The sequence below is a fragment of the Streptomyces sp. NPDC127084 genome, from assembly GCF_042724175.1.
GTDB lineage: Bacteria > Actinomycetota > Actinomycetes > Streptomycetales > Streptomycetaceae > Streptomyces.
The window spans coordinates 7,276-22,359 of sequence record NZ_JBHXFA010000011.1 but is presented as its reverse complement, the minus strand read 5'-3'; the positions used below and the strand labels follow the sequence as shown (position 1 = coordinate 22,359).

Annotated in this window: 16 protein-coding genes and 1 pseudogene (1 of these 17 only partly in view); 2 read left to right on the top strand and 15 right to left on the bottom strand. The window is 70.4% G+C overall.

The window, feature by feature from the left end; genetic code table 11:
* Window positions 1-2: 2 nt before the first annotated feature.
* The 14 genes from ACFWI9_RS04660 to ACFWI9_RS04595 form a co-directional block, all read right to left on the bottom strand.
* Window positions 3-923, bottom strand: coding sequence for an ABC transporter permease (locus ACFWI9_RS04660; RefSeq protein WP_387159038.1), 921 nt, complete (start codon window positions 921-923; stop codon window positions 3-5).
* A complete protein-coding gene (locus tag ACFWI9_RS04655) occupies window positions 910-1,707 on the bottom strand; it encodes an ABC transporter ATP-binding protein (protein WP_387159037.1) in 798 nt (265 codons plus the stop codon). The genes ACFWI9_RS04660 and ACFWI9_RS04655 overlap by 14 nt, the downstream gene beginning before the upstream one ends.
* A 52-nt stretch (window positions 1,708-1,759) precedes the next feature.
* On the bottom strand, window positions 1,760-2,869 hold the full coding sequence (locus ACFWI9_RS04650; protein ID WP_387159036.1) for an aliphatic sulfonate ABC transporter substrate-binding protein: 1,110 nt from the start codon (window positions 2,867-2,869) through the stop codon (window positions 1,760-1,762).
* A 130-nt stretch (window positions 2,870-2,999) separates the two neighbouring features.
* Entirely contained in the window at window positions 3,000-3,122 is a 123-nt protein-coding gene (locus tag ACFWI9_RS04645) for a hypothetical protein (RefSeq protein WP_387159080.1), read from the bottom strand.
* The gene (locus ACFWI9_RS04640) at window positions 3,110-4,450 is read right to left on the bottom strand and encodes a sulfate adenylyltransferase subunit 1 (protein WP_387159035.1); all 1,341 of its coding nucleotides are present in this window, start codon (window positions 4,448-4,450) and stop codon (window positions 3,110-3,112) included. The genes ACFWI9_RS04645 and ACFWI9_RS04640 overlap by 13 nt, the downstream gene beginning before the upstream one ends.
* A gap of 2 nt (window positions 4,451-4,452) precedes the next feature.
* Window positions 4,453-5,391, bottom strand: a complete 939-nt coding sequence (gene cysD, locus ACFWI9_RS04635; protein WP_387159034.1) for a sulfate adenylyltransferase subunit CysD — start codon at window positions 5,389-5,391, stop codon at window positions 4,453-4,455.
* Window positions 5,388-5,972, bottom strand: coding sequence for an adenylyl-sulfate kinase (gene cysC / locus ACFWI9_RS04630; protein WP_387159033.1), 585 nt, complete (start codon window positions 5,970-5,972; stop codon window positions 5,388-5,390). The genes cysD and cysC overlap by 4 nt, the downstream gene beginning before the upstream one ends.
* Window positions 5,972-6,691 carry a phosphoadenylyl-sulfate reductase gene (locus tag ACFWI9_RS04625; protein WP_387159032.1) on the bottom strand — a complete coding sequence of 240 codons (720 nt, stop codon included), beginning with the start codon at window positions 6,689-6,691 and terminating at the stop codon, window positions 5,972-5,974. Before ACFWI9_RS04625 ends, cysC begins: the two co-directional genes overlap by 1 nt.
* Window positions 6,688-6,876, bottom strand: coding sequence for a hypothetical protein (locus ACFWI9_RS04620; protein ID WP_387159031.1), 189 nt, complete (start codon window positions 6,874-6,876; stop codon window positions 6,688-6,690). Before ACFWI9_RS04620 ends, ACFWI9_RS04625 begins: the two co-directional genes overlap by 4 nt.
* Window positions 6,873-8,570: a nitrite/sulfite reductase gene (locus ACFWI9_RS04615; protein WP_387159030.1), complete on the bottom strand. Its 1,698-nt coding sequence runs from the start codon at window positions 8,568-8,570 to the stop codon at window positions 6,873-6,875. Before ACFWI9_RS04615 ends, ACFWI9_RS04620 begins: the two co-directional genes overlap by 4 nt.
* Before the next feature lie 126 nt (window positions 8,571-8,696).
* A complete protein-coding gene (locus ACFWI9_RS04610) occupies window positions 8,697-8,780 on the bottom strand; it encodes a putative leader peptide (RefSeq protein ID WP_361290638.1) in 84 nt (27 codons plus the stop codon).
* Window positions 8,781-8,958: 178 nt separating this feature from the next.
* Complete coding sequence (locus ACFWI9_RS04605) at window positions 8,959-9,531, bottom strand: GNAT family N-acetyltransferase (RefSeq protein ID WP_387159029.1); 573 nt, start codon at window positions 9,529-9,531, stop codon at window positions 8,959-8,961.
* A 70-nt stretch (window positions 9,532-9,601) separates the two neighbouring features.
* Window positions 9,602-10,897, bottom strand: a complete 1,296-nt coding sequence (locus tag ACFWI9_RS04600) for a GAF domain-containing protein (RefSeq protein WP_387159028.1) — start codon at window positions 10,895-10,897, stop codon at window positions 9,602-9,604.
* Window positions 10,898-11,151: 254 nt separating this feature from the next.
* Entirely contained in the window at window positions 11,152-12,828 is a 1,677-nt protein-coding gene (locus ACFWI9_RS04595; protein WP_387159027.1) for an acyl-CoA dehydrogenase family protein, read from the bottom strand.
* Between the two features lie 17 nt (window positions 12,829-12,845).
* On the opposite strand from ACFWI9_RS04595, the gene ACFWI9_RS04590 reads away from it, so the two are divergent.
* Together ACFWI9_RS04590 and ACFWI9_RS04585 are read left to right on the top strand one after the other, a co-directional pair.
* Window positions 12,846-14,192 carry a YhjD/YihY/BrkB family envelope integrity protein gene (locus ACFWI9_RS04590; RefSeq protein ID WP_387159026.1) on the top strand — a complete coding sequence of 449 codons (1,347 nt, stop codon included), beginning with the start codon at window positions 12,846-12,848 and terminating at the stop codon, window positions 14,190-14,192.
* Window positions 14,193-14,422: 230 nt separating this feature from the next.
* Complete coding sequence (locus ACFWI9_RS04585; protein WP_387159025.1) at window positions 14,423-14,716, top strand: hypothetical protein; 294 nt, start codon at window positions 14,423-14,425, stop codon at window positions 14,714-14,716.
* Here the strand turns inward: ACFWI9_RS04585 and ACFWI9_RS04580 are convergent.
* Window positions 14,691-15,084 (bottom strand): annotated as a pseudogene (locus ACFWI9_RS04580) (cupin domain-containing protein); it runs 153 nt beyond the window's last position. The gene ACFWI9_RS04585 and the pseudogene ACFWI9_RS04580 sit on opposite strands and share 26 nt — an antisense overlap.

Below are 15,084 nucleotides of genomic sequence, written 5' to 3'. Positions count from 1 at the left end.
GATCAGCTCCGGGCGAGCAGACCGCGGCTGCGCAGCACCCAACGCTCCAGCGGACTGAAGATCAGCAGGTCGATGGCGATACCGACGATCAGGATGAGGATGATCGCGAGGAACACCCCGGGCATGTCGAAGTTGTTGCGGCCGTTCTCCAGCAACTGGCCCAGGCCCAGGCCGAGCTCGGGCGAGGAGGCGATGATCTCGGCGGCCATGAGCGAACGCCAGGAGAACGCCCAGCCCTGCTTCAGTCCGGCCAGATAGCCGGGCAGCGCGGCCGGCATCACGATGTGCCAGGTGCCCTTCAGCCCGGTGGCGCCCAGGGTCCGTCCGGCCCGCAGGAACAGCGGCGGTACCTGGTCCACACCCGACACCAGCCCGTTGGCGATGGAGGGCACGGCGCCGAGCAGGATCACCGTGAACATCATCGAGTCGTTCAGGCCCAGCCAGATGACCGCGGGCGGCACCCAGGCCACGGACGGCAGCGACTGGAGCCCGGACAGGATCGGGCCGATGGCGGCGCGGACGAACTTCACCCGGGCCACGAGCAGACCGAGCGGTGTGCCGATCGCCAGGGCCAGCAGGAAGCCGAGCAGGCCACGCGACACACTGGTCCAGACGATCTCGTGCAGGGTGCCCTGGAGCCACATACCGGACACGCTGTCCCATACCGCGGACGGCGGCGGCAGCTTGTAGTCGTCGGTGACCTTCAGCGCGACCAGCAACTGCCACACCGCGAGCACCAGGATGACCGCCAGTGCGGGCGGCAGTACCTTGCCCAGCAGCACTTGGCGGACCGGGGTGCGATGGGCCTGTACGGAGTCGAGCGCGTCAAGACCGGCCTCAAGCCCGGCGAAGTCGTCCGTCTTCCGGACCGCCGCCTCGCCGGTGGCCGTGGACGGCTCACGCTTGGTGTCAGTGCTGGCCATGGCGGCGGATCTCCCCACGCAGTTCTTCGGTGATCTCGACGGACAGCTCGGCGACGGCGGCGTCCTCGATACGGCGCGGCTGGGGGATGTCGACCCGCCACTCGCGCGCGACCCGTCCGGGCCGCGACGACAGCAGCACCACGCGCTGGGCGAGGCGTACGGCCTCACGCACGTTGTGGGTGACGAAGAGGACCGAGACGTTCGTCTCGCGCCAGATACGGGTGAGCTCCTCGTGCAGCACATCGCGGGTGATCGCGTCGAGCGCCGCGAACGGCTCGTCCATCAGCAGCAGATCGCTGTCCTGGGCCAGTGCCCGGGCCAGTGCCACCCGCTGGCGCATACCGCCGGACAGCTCGTGCACCCGCTTGCGGTACGCACCGCCGAGCCGGACCAGTCCGAGCAGCCGCTCGGCCTCGTCCCGGCGCTCGGACTTGGGCACCCCGCGCAGCCGAAGCGCGAGTTCGATGTTCTTGCCCGCGGTCAGCCACGGGAAGAGCGCGTGTTCCTGGAACATCAGGGCCGGCCGCCCGCCGGGGGTCTCGATGGACCCAGCGGTCGGCCGGTCGAGCCCGGCGACCAGATTGAGCAGGGTGGACTTTCCGCACCCGGAAGCCCCCAGGAGGGTGACGAACTCGCCCGGAGCGACATCGAGACTGATGTCGTCCAGCACGAGCTGCTGTCCGGCCGGTCCTGCGAAGGACTTCGAGACATGCGCGATACGGGCGGCGTGCGACACCACCGTGGCGGCGGTACCGTCGGCGGCCTTGGCGAGCGTGGTGGCCATGGGCGTCACCTCCTGGGAGCGGGAGCGGAATGGGGCGTTGGCAGGGGCGCTGCTACTCGGCGCCGAGTCCGGCGTCGGCGGCCTCGGGCTGCCCTTGGGCCTTCAGGACCTTGTTGAGCAGTGTCAGGTCGTAGATGCCGTCCAGGTCGGGCTTGTCCAGCAGCCCGGCCTGGACCGCGTGGTCGGCCTGCGCCTGGAGTGTGGTGGCCAGCGGGTCGTCCGTGATCTGGATGGACTTCCAGGCCGGGTCGATGACCTCGGGCCCCAGTTCCTTGCCGCTGAGTTCCTTGAGCGCGGCGTTCGCCGACGCCTTGGCCTTGTCCGGGTTGGCCTTGATCCAGGCGTTGGTCTTCACTGTGCCGCGCAGTACGGCCTCGACCACGTCGGGGTGCTCCTTGAGGAAGCTCTGCGACACGATGACGTTGGTGATCACGAACTTCTTGTCCGGCCACAGTGCGGTCTCGTCCAGCAGTACCTTGCCGCCTTCGGCGACCAGCTTGGACGCGGTCGGTTCCGGCACCCAGGCGCCGTCGATCGAACCGGACTTGTAGGCGTCGGGGGTGACCTTGTTGTCCGTGCGGATCACCGAGACGTCGCCCTTGCCGCTTTGGGCGTCGACCCTCCAGCCCTTCTCGGAGACCCAGTTGAGGAAGGCCACGTCCTGGGTGTTGCCGAGTTGCGGGGTGGCGATCTTCTTGCCCTTGATGTCGTCGAGGGTCTTGATCTTGGCCGGGTTGACGACCAGTTTCACACCGCCGGAGGCGGAGCCGGACACGATCCGCAGGGCTTGGCCCTTGGATTTGGCGTAGGCGTTGACGGCGGGGGAGGGGCCGATGAAGCCGATGTCGATCGAGCCGCCGTTGAGGGCTTCGATCTCGGACGGTCCGGCGTTGAAGGTCTGGGTGGTCAGCTTGGTGCCGCCCAGTTCCTTGGCGATCAGTCCTTCCTGGACTCCGACCAGCGCGGTGGCGTGCGTCAGGTTGGGGAAGTAGCCGATCTTCACGGTGTCCGCGGAGAGCTTCCGGCCCCCGGCCGCCACCTCGGACGTGCTGTCCTTCGTCTCGTCGGCCTTCGAACCGTAGCCGCAGGCGGTCAGCAGGAGGGGGAGCGCGGCTATGGCAGCGACGGTGCGCAGGGCGCGGGGTCGGGTGGTGGCAGGCACGGGAGGCGTTTCCTCTCGGAGGCCCGGCGGTCACGTCCTCAAGGGGCGGGGCCGGGATATCGGCGTCTTCGTCGTCGGTACGGGATGCGGGAGGTGCGGGGAGTGCGGCCGCGCGAGCGGTGCGCGTACGTCATCGCACACATCGCGTCACCCCGCCCGTGCCCGCGCCGAGGGAGCCGCTGCCGACACGGCCGCCCTCCTTGGCGAAGGTCGCGTAGAAGCAGGCCATGGTGGACACGGTCAGAAGTCCCATCCGTCGGCGTCCGTGACGGGAGCGGCCTTGGCGGTGGCGAAGGACTCGCCCGCCATACCGGCCGCGAGCGTGGTGCCGTCGGACGGGTCGATCAGCAGGAACGACCCGGTGCGCCGGGAGTCCGCGTAGGAGTCCAGCGCGAGCGGCTCCGCGGTGCGGACCTTCACCCGGCCGATGTCGTTGGCCACCAGCTCCCCGGGCGCCGGGTGCTGGGACAGGTCGTCCAGCGTCAGCTTGGAGGGGATGTCCTTGACGATCGCCTTGACCGTGCGGGTGGTGTGCTTGAGCAGCACCCGCTGACCCACCGTCAGCGGCTGGTCGGCCACATGGCAGACGGTCGCCTCCACGTCCTGAGTCGTGGCGGGGGCGTCACCGGACGGTACGACGATGTCGCCGCGCGAGATGTCGATGTCGTCCTCCAGCAGGAGCGTCACCGACTGCGGGGTCCAGGCGACGTCCACCGGCGTGCCCAGCAGGTCGATCCCGGCGATCTTCGACGTCTGGCCGGAGGGCAGCACCGTCACGCTCTCGCCGACCCGGAACGTACCGGCCGCGATCTGGCCCGCGTAGCCCCGGTAGTCGGGATGTTCGGCGGTCTGCGGCCGGATCACGTACTGCACCGGGAAGCGGGCGTGGCAGGAGGTGAGGTCATGGCTGACCGGCACCGTCTCCAGGTGCTCCAGCACCGTCGGACCGCCGTACCAGTCCATGTTCGCCGACGCCTCCACCACGTTGTCACCGGCGAGTGCGGAGATGGGGACCGCCGTGATCTCAGGTACGCCCAGCTCGCTCGCGTACGCTGTGAACTCCTCGGCGATGGCCGCGAAGACGGACTCCTGGTAACCGACCAGGTCCATCTTGTTGACGGCGAGCACGACATGCGGGACCCGCAGCAGCGCGGCGATGGCGGCGTGCCGGCGGGTCTGCTCGACCACACCGTTGCGGGCGTCGACCAGGATCACGGTCAGCTCGGCCGTCGAGGCGCCGGTGACCATGTTCCGGGTGTACTGCACATGCCCCGGGGTGTCCGCGAGGATGAACCGGCGCCGGGTTGTGGCGAAGTAGCGGTACGCCACGTCGATCGTGATGCCCTGCTCGCGCTCGGCCCGCAGACCGTCGGTGAGCAGCGCCAGGTCCGGCGCCTCCTGGCCCCGGGAGCGGGAGGCGTGCTCGACGGCCTCAAGCTGGTCGGCCAGCACCGACTTGGAGTCGTGCAGCAACCTGCCGACCAGCGTGGACTTGCCGTCGTCGACGGATCCGGCGGTGGCGAAGCGCAGCAGGGTGGTGGCCGACAGCTCCTCGGCCAGCTGCTTGGTGGAGCCGGTCATCTCTAGAAGTACCCTTCGCGCTTGCGGTCTTCCATCGCGGCCTCGGACATCTTGTCGTCGGCGCGGGTGGCACCCCGCTCGGTGAGCCGGGAGGCGGCGATCTCCGTGATCACCGCGTCCAGCGTGGTGGCGTCCGAGTCGACGGCGCCGGTGCAGGACATGTCGCCGACCGTGCGGTAGCGGATCAGCCGCTTCTGAGGCGTCTCGCCGCTCTTCGGGCCGCCCCACTCGCCGGCGGTCAGCCACATACCGTTGCGGGCGAACACCTCGCGCTCGTGCGCGAAGTAGATCTCGGGCAGCTCGATGCCCTCACGGGCGATGTACTGCCACACGTCCAGTTCGGTCCAGTTGGACAGCGGGAAGACGCGGACATGCTCACCCGGGGCGTGCCGGCCGTTGTAGAGCTGCCACAGCTCGGGCCGCTGACGGCGCGGGTCCCACTGCGAGAACTCGTCCCGCAGCGAGAACACCCGCTCCTTGGCCCGGGCCTTCTCCTCGTCGCGCCGCCCGCCGCCGAACACGGCGTCGAAGCGGTGCTGCTGGATGGCCTCGGTCAGCGGCACGGTCTGGAGCGGATTGCGCGTCCCGTCCGGGCGCTCGCGCAGCTTGCCCGCGTCGATGTAGTCCTGCACGGAGGCGACGTGCAGCCGCAGCCCGTGCCGGGCGACCGTGCGGTCGCGGTACTCGATGACCTCGGGGAAGTTGTGGCCGGTGTCCACGTGCAGCAGCGAGAACGGGACCGCGGCGGGTGCGAACGCCTTCAGCGCCAGATGCAGCATGACGATGGAGTCCTTGCCACCGGAGAACAGGATCACCGGCCGCTCGAACTCACCCGCCACCTCGCGGAAGATGTGCACCGCCTCGGACTCAAGGGCGTCCAGATGCGTCAGCGCGTACGGGCTGCCGGTGGCTCCGCTCGCGATGTCGACACTCGTGGTCATGCCAGTCCCTTCTCGGTCAGCAGTGCGTAAAGCGCCGCGGCTGATTCCTCGACCGTCTGGGTGTGCGACTCGATCCGCAGGTCCGGCGACGCCGGCTCCTCGTACGGGTCGTCCACCCCGGTGAGACCGCTGATCTCACCCGCCGCCTGCTTGGCGTACAGGCCCTTCACATCGCGCACCGAGCAAACCTCCAGGGGAGTCGCGACATGCACCTCGACATAGGGCGTGCCCTCGGCGTCATGGCGCTTGCGGACGGCCTCGCGGCTGTCGGCGTACGGGGCGATCACCGGCACCAGGACCTGCACCCCGTTCGACGCGAGCAACTCGGCGACAAAGCCGATCCGCTGCACATTGGTGTGCCGGTCCTCGCGGCTGAAGCCCAGGCCCGCGGAGAGGAACTCGCGGATCTCGTCGCCGTCGAGTACTTCTACACGCCGGCCATCGGCACGGAGCCGGTCCGCCAGCGCGTACGCGATCGTGGTCTTGCCCGCGCTCGGCAGCCCGGTGAGCCAGACGGTGGCCCCAGTCACGTGCTTCTCCCGTCGGTCGTCGGCCGTCGTTGTCGTTCTGGTCGGAGTCATCAGCCGTGCAGCCCGCACTCGGTCTTGCCCCGGCCCGCCCAGCGGCCGGCCCGGGCGTCCTCGCCCTCCTTCACGCGGCGGGTGCAGGGAGCGCAGCCGACGGAGGCGTAACCGTCCATCAGCAGCGGGTTGGTGAGCACCCCGTGCTTGGCGACATACGCGTCCACGTCGTCCTGCGTCCAGCGGGCGATGGGGGAGACCTTGACCTTGCGGCGCTTCTCGTCCCAGCCGACGACCGGGGTGTTCGCCCGGGTCGGGGACTCGTCACGGCGCAGTCCGGTCGCCCACGCCTCGTACCCGGCCAGGCCCTCCTCCAGCGGCTCGACCTTGCGCAGCGCACAGCACAGATCGGGGTCGCGGTCGTGCAGCCTCGGGCCGTGCTCGGCGTCCTGCTCGGCCACCGTCCGGCGCGGGGTGAGGGTGATGACGTTGACGTCCATCACGGCGGCCACGGCGTCACGGGTGCCGATGGTCTCCTCGAAGTGGTAGCCGGTGTCCAGGAAGACGACATCCACTCCGGGCCTGGCGCGCGCGGCGAGGTGGGCGACGACCGCGTCCTCCATGGAGGAGGTGACGCAGAAGCGCTGCCCGAAGGTCTCCGCCGCCCAGGCCAGGATCTCCAGGGCGGAGGCGTCTTCGAGGTCCCGGCCCGCCTGCTCGGCGAGGGCCTTGAGCTCGTCCTCGGTCCTGACCGTACTGACTGCCCTGACCGTCGTCATATCCCTTCCCCTCCCGTGTGATCCGTGTGGCCCTGCCGCACGCCCCGGGCGAGCAGCCCGATGAACTTCAGCTGGAAGGCCCGGTTGCACGCCGCGCATTCCCAGGCCCGGTGGCCCTCCTCGCTCGGCCGCAGGTCCTCGTCGCCGCAGTAGGGGCAGTAGAAGGGGGCGGCACGCTCACTCATGAGAGGGCCTCCTCGCTGGCACGGGCCACCCAGGTGGCGAAGCGCTCGCCGTCCTCGCGCTCCTCCTGGAAGCGGCGCAGCACACGCTCGACGTAGTCGGGCAGCTCGGCCGACGTGACCTTCAGCCCGCGGACCTTGCGGCCGAACCCGGCCTCCAGGCCCAGCGCACCGCCGAGGTGCACCTGGAAGCCCTCGACCTGGTTGCCGCTGTCGTCCAGCACCAGCTGCCCCTTGAGACCGATGTCCGCCACCTGGATACGGGCGCAGGCGTTCGGGCAGCCGTTGATGTTGATGGTGATCGGTACGTCGAAGTCGGGGATACGGCGTTCGAGTTCGTCGATCAGCGAGGCACCGCGCGCCTTGGTCTCGACAATGGCCAGCTTGCAGAACTCGATACCGGTGCAGGCCATCGTGCCGCGCCGGAACGGGGAGGGCGTGACCCGCAGGTCGAGCGCCTCAAGCCCGGCCACCAGCGACTCGACCTGAGGCTCGTCCACGTCGAGAACGAGCATCTTCTGCTCGGCGGTGGTACGCAGCCGACCGGAGCCATGCCGCTCGGCAAGCTCGGCGATCTTGGTGAGCGTGGTGCCGTCCACCCTGCCGACCCGCGGCGCGAAGCCGACGTAGTAGCGGCCGTCCTGCTGCCGGTGCACACCGACGTGGTCGCGCCACTGCTGTACAGGCTGCTCGGGCGCCGGCCCGTCCACCAGTTCGCGCTTGAGGTACTCGTCCTCCAGCACCTGGCGGAACTTCTCCACGCCCCAGTCCGCGACCAGGAACTTCAGCCGGGCGCGGGTGCGCAGCCGGCGGTAGCCGTAGTCGCGGAAGATCGAGATGACGCCCTCGTATACGTCCGGGACCTCGTCCAGCGGCACCCAGGCACCCAGCCGCACACCGATCTTGGGGTTGGTGGACAGCCCGCCGCCGACCCAGAGGTCGAAGCCGGGACCGTGCTCGGGGTGGTTCACGCCGACGAACGCGATGTCGTTGATCTCGTGGGCCACGTCGAGCAGCGGGGAACCGGAGATCGCGGACTTGAACTTGCGGGGCAGGTTGGAGAAGTCCTTGTTGCCGATGATGCGGCGCTGGATCTCGTCGATGGCCGGGGTGCCGTCGATGATCTCGTCCTCGGCGATGCCCGCCACCGGCGAGCCGAGGATGACGCGCGGGGTGTCGCCGCAGGCCTCTGTGGTCGACAGGCCGACCGCCTCCAGCCGGTTCCAGATCTCGGGCACGTCCTCGATCCGGATCCAGTGGTACTGCACGTTCTGCCGGTCGGTGATGTCGGCGGTGCCGCGGGCGAACTCCTCGGAGATCTCGCCGATCACCCGGAGCTGCCCGGTGGTCAGCCGCCCGCCGTCGATCCGTACGCGCAGCATGAAGTACTCGTCGTCCAGCTCCTCCGGCTCCAGGATCGCGGTCTTGCCGCCGTCGATCCCGGGCTTGCGCTGGGTGTAGAGACCCCACCAGCGCATCCGGCCGCGCAGGTCGTTGGGGTCGATGGAGTCGAATCCGGCCTTCGAGTAGATCGTCTCAATGCGTGTCCGCACATTGAGACCGTCGTCGTCCTTCTTGAACTGCTCGTTGCCGTTCAGCGGCGTGAAGTGACCCACGGCCCACTGCCCTTCGCCGCGGTGGCGACCGGCCTTGCGGCGGGGCGTGGCGGTGGCGGGCTTCTCCGGGGTGGCGGCCATGACGATACGTCCTTCGGGACTGCGGGAGGGCGGCTCTGACCTGCGCTTGGGCAACACCGACCAAGGGTGTGGCGCAGCGCTGCGCAGAAAGCGGGGATATCTCGGGATCGCGGTGGTGCTGTGTTGTCAGCGCACCGGACACATGGCGCTGGACATGCGGCCGAGGTCGACGTGCCGCCGACTCACCAAGGCAATTCCAGCTCGAGACATGACGGAAGCGTGGCACGCTACTTTGGACGCAGTCCACCGTTATCCAGAATGTGGACAACACTGTCCCGCATCGCGAGACAGTGTGTTCCGGATCACCTCGGAGGCCCTCCCACCCCTCCCGGTGAACCGTCCCCGTGTGGCGCCTCCAGGCAGCGCCGGCCGCCCCGGCGGCCTCGCCTCAGCCGCCCACAGCGGCGCCCGGCCACGGACCGGGCATCGCGACTTCGGGCTCTTCCGCGACCTTGGTGTCGAACAGCCCGAAGCCCCGCCTCGTGTAGTTGTCCATCGCGTGCGGGCCGTCCTCGGAGCAGGTGTGCAGCCAGACCCGCTTGGTGGGCTCAAGCCCCGGCCAGCGCTCCGCGAGATCCCAGGCGCGCGCCGTGCCGTACGCCAGCAGATGGCCGCCGATCCGCCGCCCCCGGAACGCCGGGATCAGCCCGAAGTAGACGATCTCGACCACACCCTCGCCCTGGGCTTCCAGCTCGAGGTAACCGGCGGGTGTCCCCTTCTCGTACGCCACCCAGGTCTCGACCCCCGGCCTGCGGAGCATCTCGTCCCACTGCGCGTACGTCAGACCGAGCCGGTCGGTCCAGCGGATGTCCCCGCCGACCGCCGTGTAGAGGTACCGGCTGAACTCGGGCGACGGCACCTCCGCCCGGACGATCCGCACATCGGTGCCGGGCTCGGCGGCGGGGCGCAGATCGTGGGGAGAGGTCTGCTCCAGGGACCAGGTGGTCACGGTGATGCTCATGACCGCCAGGGAACCACGCCGCCGCCCGAGGTCCAAACGGCTCCGAAGGCGCTCCAGGGCGGGCGAGCGGCTACCTGGGCGTCTGCCGCCGCTCCCCGGCGACCGCGGGCGCCGACGAGTGCGGCAGCAGATCGTCCGGGTTCCCCGGACGCACCACTTCCACCTGGACACCCTCACTGAAGCGGTACGGGCGGTGTGCCAGCACCCCCGACAGGGTCCGCCGTACCCGGGACATCTCGGCGCGCACCGTCACCGTACGTGTCGGGTCGCCGAACACGTCGGCCGCGAGCTCCGCCGCGGTCCGCCCCTGCCGGTGGGTGGCCAGCACGAACAGCAGCTCGGCATGGCGCGGACTGAGCTCCTGCGCCCAGCTCCCCGCAGGCCCGCTGACCTCGATCGTCCAGCGGCGGGGACGGCTCAGATCCAGGACCACCCGGCTCGTCTGCTCCTCGTCCGGCCCAGTCCGCGCCGCGTCGGGCCGCACCAGCCAGCCGCCCGGCAGCGGTTCCACGGTGCACATGCCGAGTGCGGGCAGCCAGACCCGTCCGGCCCGGAACGACTTGGGCAACGGCAACCGGTCCAGCGGCGGCATTCCGGTCACCGCCGCCGTCCAGCCGTTCGGATCGACGGCCAGCGCCCGGCCCGGCAACCGGCACAGGATAGGCGCGGCCACCGCACGCAGCCGCTCGACGGTCCGCAGATGCCGTTCTCTGAGCTCCGCCTCGGCCAGCCGGGTCACCGAGTCCACCAGGGCGAGCGTCGCGGGATGAAAGGTGGAGGCGGGGCCGCTCACATCCACGATGCCCAGTAGCCGCCCGTCGCGGGGGTCGTGCACCGGCGCCGCCGCACACGTCCAGTTGTGCAGGGTCCTTACGAAGTGCTCGGCGGAGTGGACCTGCACGGGGCGCTGTGCGGCGAGCGCGGTGCCGATGGCGTTGGTGCCCGTGCAGTCCTCACTCCAGGCCGCGCCCTCCTCAAGACAGATGGTGTCGGCCCGGCGGATCACGCCCGCGTTGCCCGCCCGCCACAGCACCCGCCCCTGGGCGTCCGTGACCACCATGATCTGTACGGACGCGTCGGCGATCGAAACCAGGCCGCCGCTCAGGGTCTGCATGATCTCCCCGAGCACCGTCGACCGCCGCCGGTGCTCCAGCTCGTCCCGGGCGAGCAGCACACTGCTGGTGTCCCGGTCGGGGTCGAGCCCCAGCCGGAACATCCGCCGCCAGGACGCGTCGATGACCGGGCGCGGCGCGATCGGCGGACGCCGGCCGTCCAGTATCGCGGCGCGCACCTGATGGAGCAGCCGGGTCGCGTGCGCGGTGTCCATAGCCGCGATCCGCCTGATGTCGAGAGCCGAGTCCCGCATTGCCCAACCCCCTTTGGGGCCCATGCCTTCAGGGACTATCCTGCCGCTCGCGCCCCGGTCCGGAGACCCGCTTCGCATAACTTGCGCAACTGTCCGCAACCATCTGCAACTCTGGTGGACCGCTGTCCCATACGTGAGAGTGACGTGCGCAGGGGGTGGTGCCGTGTCGGCGCAGCACCACCCTCGGCTTCGCGAGGCGTACCAGGGGTACAGGCGTTATCGCCGTCACCGGTGTCCCCCTGTGGACCGGCGGTTCAGAAAGAGACCCGGGCCCGTTCCACCACCGCCGTGAGATCGAGCCCATGCGGCAGTGCGCCGAACGCGGCGCCCCAATCCCCGCCCAGCCGCGAGGCGCAGAAAGCGTCCGCCACCTCCGGCGGCGCCCAGCGCACCAGCAGCGCGCCCTGAAGCACCAGCGCCATCCGCTCCGCCAGCCGCCGTGCCCGTACCTCCGCCGTCTCCAGAGCGGCCAGCTCCGTCAGCACTCCCTTGATCGCCGCGTCCAGCCGGTGGTCGGCGCCCCGCGCCTGCCCGATCTCCCGCAGATACGCGTCCAGCGCGCCGGGCTCCCGGCGCAGCACCCGCAGCAGGTCAAGCGCCTGGACATTGCCCGAGCCCTCCCAGATCGAGTTCAGCGGAGACTCACGCAGCAGCCGGGGCATCCCGGACTCCTCCACGTAACCGTTGCCGCCCAGGCACTCCAAGGCCTCAGCCGTGAGCGGAGTGCAGCGCTTGGTGACCCAGTACTTGGCGGCCGGCACCGCGATCCTCAGCAGCGCCCGCTCGGCCTCGCTCCCGCCGCCGGACGCTTCGGCGGCGTCGGCGGCTGCCGCGAGCCGCATCCCCAGCACCGTCGCCGCCTCCGACTCAAGGGCCAGATCGGCCAGCACATTGCGCATCAACGGCTTGTCGATCAGCTTTCCGCCGAATGCGCCGCGGTACGCGCAGTGGTGCACGGCCTGTACCACCGCCTGCCGCATCAACGCCGCCGAACCGATGACGCAGTCCAGCCGGGTCGCCGCCACCATCTCGATGATGGTGCGCACCCCCCGGCCCTCGCCGCCGACCCGCCGCGCCCAGGTCCCGTCAAACTCGACCTCGGCCGACGCGTTGGACCGGTTGCCCAGCTTGTCCTTGAGCCGCTGGATACGGAACACGTTGCGCGTACCGTCGTCCAGCACCCGGGGCACCAGGAAACACGTCAGGCCCCCCGGCCCGCCACGGCCCTCCGCCTGTGCGAGCACCAGGAAAGCGTCACTCATCGGCGCCGAGCAGAACCACTTGTGCCCCGTCAGCTCGTACTCGCCGTCCACGGCCAGCGCCCGCGCCCTTGTGGTGTTCGCCCGGACGTCGCTGCCCCCCTGCTTCTCCGTCATGGCCATTCCGAACAGGACACCGGGCTTCTCGGACGGCCGGCGCAGACCCTTCTCGTACGTCCGGGAGGTCAGCAGCGGCTTCCACCGTGCGGCGAGCTCCGGGTCCGCGCGCAGCGCGGGCACCGCCGCGTGGGTCATGGACACCGGGCAGCCATGCCCGGCCTCGACCTGCGACCACACCAGGAAGCCGGCCGCGCGCCGTACGTGCCCCCCGGGCCGCCCCCAGGCGGCCGTCAGTCCCGAGGACACAGCCTTGCCCAGCAGCCGGTGCCAGGCCGGATGGAACTCGACCTCGTCGATCCGGTTGCCGTAGCGGTCGTGTGTGCGCAGTACCGGAGGGCTCTCGTTGGCCAGCGCGCCCCATCGCTGGGCCTGGGACGAACCGGCCGTCCGGCCCAGCAGCTCCAGATCCTGCCGTGCCTCGCCGACGGCGTCGGCCGACAGGTGCGCGAGATGCCGCTCCACCGCCTCGGCCAGGGCGCGGTCCGAGCTGAAGACGTCGTACCCCACCAGGGGCGGAGCCTGGTTGGTCACGGTGTGGGTGCTGGTCGCCATGCCGATACGGTAAGGAGGTGCAGGCAGCAAACGAAACACCCGAGCGGTCCTCCTCCGGCCGCCTCCACCGGGTCCAGGTCCTCTACCGCAATGTCTCAAAGCGGAAGCTGGCCTGGTTGCTGCTCAAGGACACCGTGAACTCCTGCATCGAGTACCGCATCCTCGGTCTCGCGGCGGAGGCGGCGTTCTTCACGCTGCTGTCGCTGCCGCCGCTGATGCTGGGCATGCTCGGACTGCTCGGATACGTCGACGACTGGACCGACACCACCACGGTGGCCTCGATCCAGGAGAACATCCTGCGGGCCGCGGGGACGGTGCTCTCCGACCGCGGGGTGACCCAGGTGGCCAAGCCGCTGCTGGAGGACGTGACCCAGGTGGGCCGCCCTGACGTGATCTCCATCGGTTTCGCGATCGCGCTGTGGTCCGGTTCACGGGCCGTGAACGTATTCATCGACACCATCACCGTGATGTACGGCCTCGACGGGCAGCGCGGCATCGTCGCCACCCGGCTGCTCGCGTTCCTGCTCTACCTCATCGCCCTGCTCATCGGCGCGGTGGTACTGCCGCTCGCGGTGGTGGGACCGGACAGGGTGGTGGAGCTCGTGCCCTTCGGCACGGAAGTCGTCACCGTCCTGTACTGGCCGGTGGTGATCCTGCTCTCCATCGCGTTCCTGACCACGCTGTACCACGTGTCGGTGCCGGTCCGCTCGCCCTGGGTGGAGGACATCCCGGGCGCGCTCGTCGCCCTCACGATGTGGGTGCTGGGAAGTTTCCTGCTGAGGATCTACCTCACCAGCACCGTCGAGGGCCCCACCATCTACGGCTCCCTCGCCGCGCCCATCGCCGTGCTGCTGTGGATCGGAATCTCCGCTTTCGCCGTCCTGGTGGGCGCCGCGGTGAACGCCGCCATCGACCGCGTCTGGCCGTCGGCCGCCGCGGCCGCCGCCCGCGCGGCGAACGAGCGTGTGCGCGCGGCCCACGCCGCCGAACTGGTGGCGCGGGCGCAGGCGGCGGCAGCGGCGCAGGAGGACAGGGCCGATCGGGACACAGAGGAGGACGAAGGCGAGGACGACGGCCTGGGGGACAACGACGGCACCATGCCGTCGGAGTTCCCGGAGCGCTGGTCGAAGTTCCTTCCCCCGGACGACGTGAAGTCCCGGCTGCACACCGGGTGGGAGCACTGGGGCAAGGACAACGCCACCGGCAAGGACAACGGCACCGGCAAGGACAACGGCACCGGCAAGGACAACGGCACCGGCAAGGACAACGGCACCGGTAAGGAAAGCGGCACCGGCAAGGACGAGGCCGAAGGCAACGGCGCCGGCACCGGCAAGGACCACGGCAACGGCAGCGGGAGGGAATAGGGCGGCCGAGCCGTCCCCGTCGCGGTGTGCCCCCAGCCGGTGCGGTCGGACCGGACTGGTCCCATGCGGACAGCGCCCGGCGGCTGCCGGCGTCGAGGTGGCGCTGCCGGCTGCGCGGTAGGCGAACGACGCCTGGGGCAGGGGGCGTTGTCAGTGGCATGGGGCAGGGTGGGACCAGCCGCCAGCCGTACCAGCGCGCTGACGCGCCATCCGAGAGGAGAGGCTCACCCATGAGTGCCACCACCGTGATGACGTCCCGTGAACGAGCCGCGGCCCAGGCTTATCTGCGGCTGCTCAGCGCCGTGCGCGCCGCGCTCACCGATCCCCCCGGACCACCAGCCCCGCCCGTACCCAGCGGATCGCCCGCGTCGCCCTCGCCTCTGGCGCTCACCGCTCCCATGGCCGAGGCGGACCTGGCCCTCGCGGCAGCGGGCTTCGCGGGCAACGAGGCCGCGCTCTTCGACCTGGTGACGGGTCTTCACGGAGCCGGGGCGGGTGTCAGGCGTCGTGCCGCAAGGGAGTGATCTGCTCGATGTCATAGCGGGCGCGCAACGCGGCGATCGCCTCGTGGTCGGGCGGGCCGCCCGAGTCGAGGATCTCCAGGAGCTCCTCGAAATAGCGCTCGTGGTCGGGTGGCGGAGACGCCTGGAAGAACATCTTCGCCGGTTCGTCCGAGCGGTTCGCGAAGGCGTGCGGGCAGCCGGGCGGCACGACGATGACCGTGCCGGGCTCCGCTCGCACCGTGCGGCGCCCGGCCGGCGACTCCCAGTGCCGCCAGTCGTCCCGCGTCCGGATCCGGGGCTGGCGAAGGGAGAGCACCCCAGAGCCGGGGGGGGCCGGGGATCTGGACCGGGGGGGGGGGGGGGAGGGTGGCGGCGCCGGGGGGACCCGG

Excerpts from the sequence above, each read along its gene's own strand:
- ACFWI9_RS04660 (WP_387159038.1), bottom strand. The coding sequence starts at position 923 with ATGGCCAGCACTGACACCAAGCGTGAGCCGTCCACGGCCACCGGCGAG.
- ACFWI9_RS04655 (WP_387159037.1), bottom strand. The coding sequence starts at position 1,707 with ATGGCCACCACGCTCGCCAAGGCCGCCGACGGTACCGCCGCCACGGTG.
- ACFWI9_RS04645 (WP_387159080.1), bottom strand. The coding sequence starts at position 3,122 with ATGGGACTTCTGACCGTGTCCACCATGGCCTGCTTCTACGCGACCTTC.
- ACFWI9_RS04640 (WP_387159035.1), bottom strand. The coding sequence starts at position 4,450 with ATGACCGGCTCCACCAAGCAGCTGGCCGAGGAGCTGTCGGCCACCACC.
- cysD (WP_387159034.1), bottom strand. The coding sequence starts at position 5,391 with ATGACCACGAGTGTCGACATCGCGAGCGGAGCCACCGGCAGCCCGTAC.
- cysC (WP_387159033.1), bottom strand. The coding sequence starts at position 5,972 with ATGACTCCGACCAGAACGACAACGACGGCCGACGACCGACGGGAGAAG.
- ACFWI9_RS04625 (WP_387159032.1), bottom strand. The coding sequence starts at position 6,691 with ATGACGACGGTCAGGGCAGTCAGTACGGTCAGGACCGAGGACGAGCTC.
- ACFWI9_RS04620 (WP_387159031.1), bottom strand. The coding sequence starts at position 6,876 with ATGAGTGAGCGTGCCGCCCCCTTCTACTGCCCCTACTGCGGCGACGAG.
- ACFWI9_RS04615 (WP_387159030.1), bottom strand. The coding sequence starts at position 8,570 with ATGGCCGCCACCCCGGAGAAGCCCGCCACCGCCACGCCCCGCCGCAAG.
- ACFWI9_RS04610 (WP_361290638.1), bottom strand. The coding sequence starts at position 8,780 with ATGTCTCGAGCTGGAATTGCCTTGGTGAGTCGGCGGCACGTCGACCTC.
- ACFWI9_RS04605 (WP_387159029.1), bottom strand. The coding sequence starts at position 9,531 with ATGAGCATCACCGTGACCACCTGGTCCCTGGAGCAGACCTCTCCCCAC.
- ACFWI9_RS04600 (WP_387159028.1), bottom strand. The coding sequence starts at position 10,897 with ATGCGGGACTCGGCTCTCGACATCAGGCGGATCGCGGCTATGGACACC.
- ACFWI9_RS04595 (WP_387159027.1), bottom strand. The coding sequence starts at position 12,828 with ATGGCGACCAGCACCCACACCGTGACCAACCAGGCTCCGCCCCTGGTG.
- ACFWI9_RS04585 (WP_387159025.1), top strand. The coding sequence starts at position 14,423 with ATGAGTGCCACCACCGTGATGACGTCCCGTGAACGAGCCGCGGCCCAG.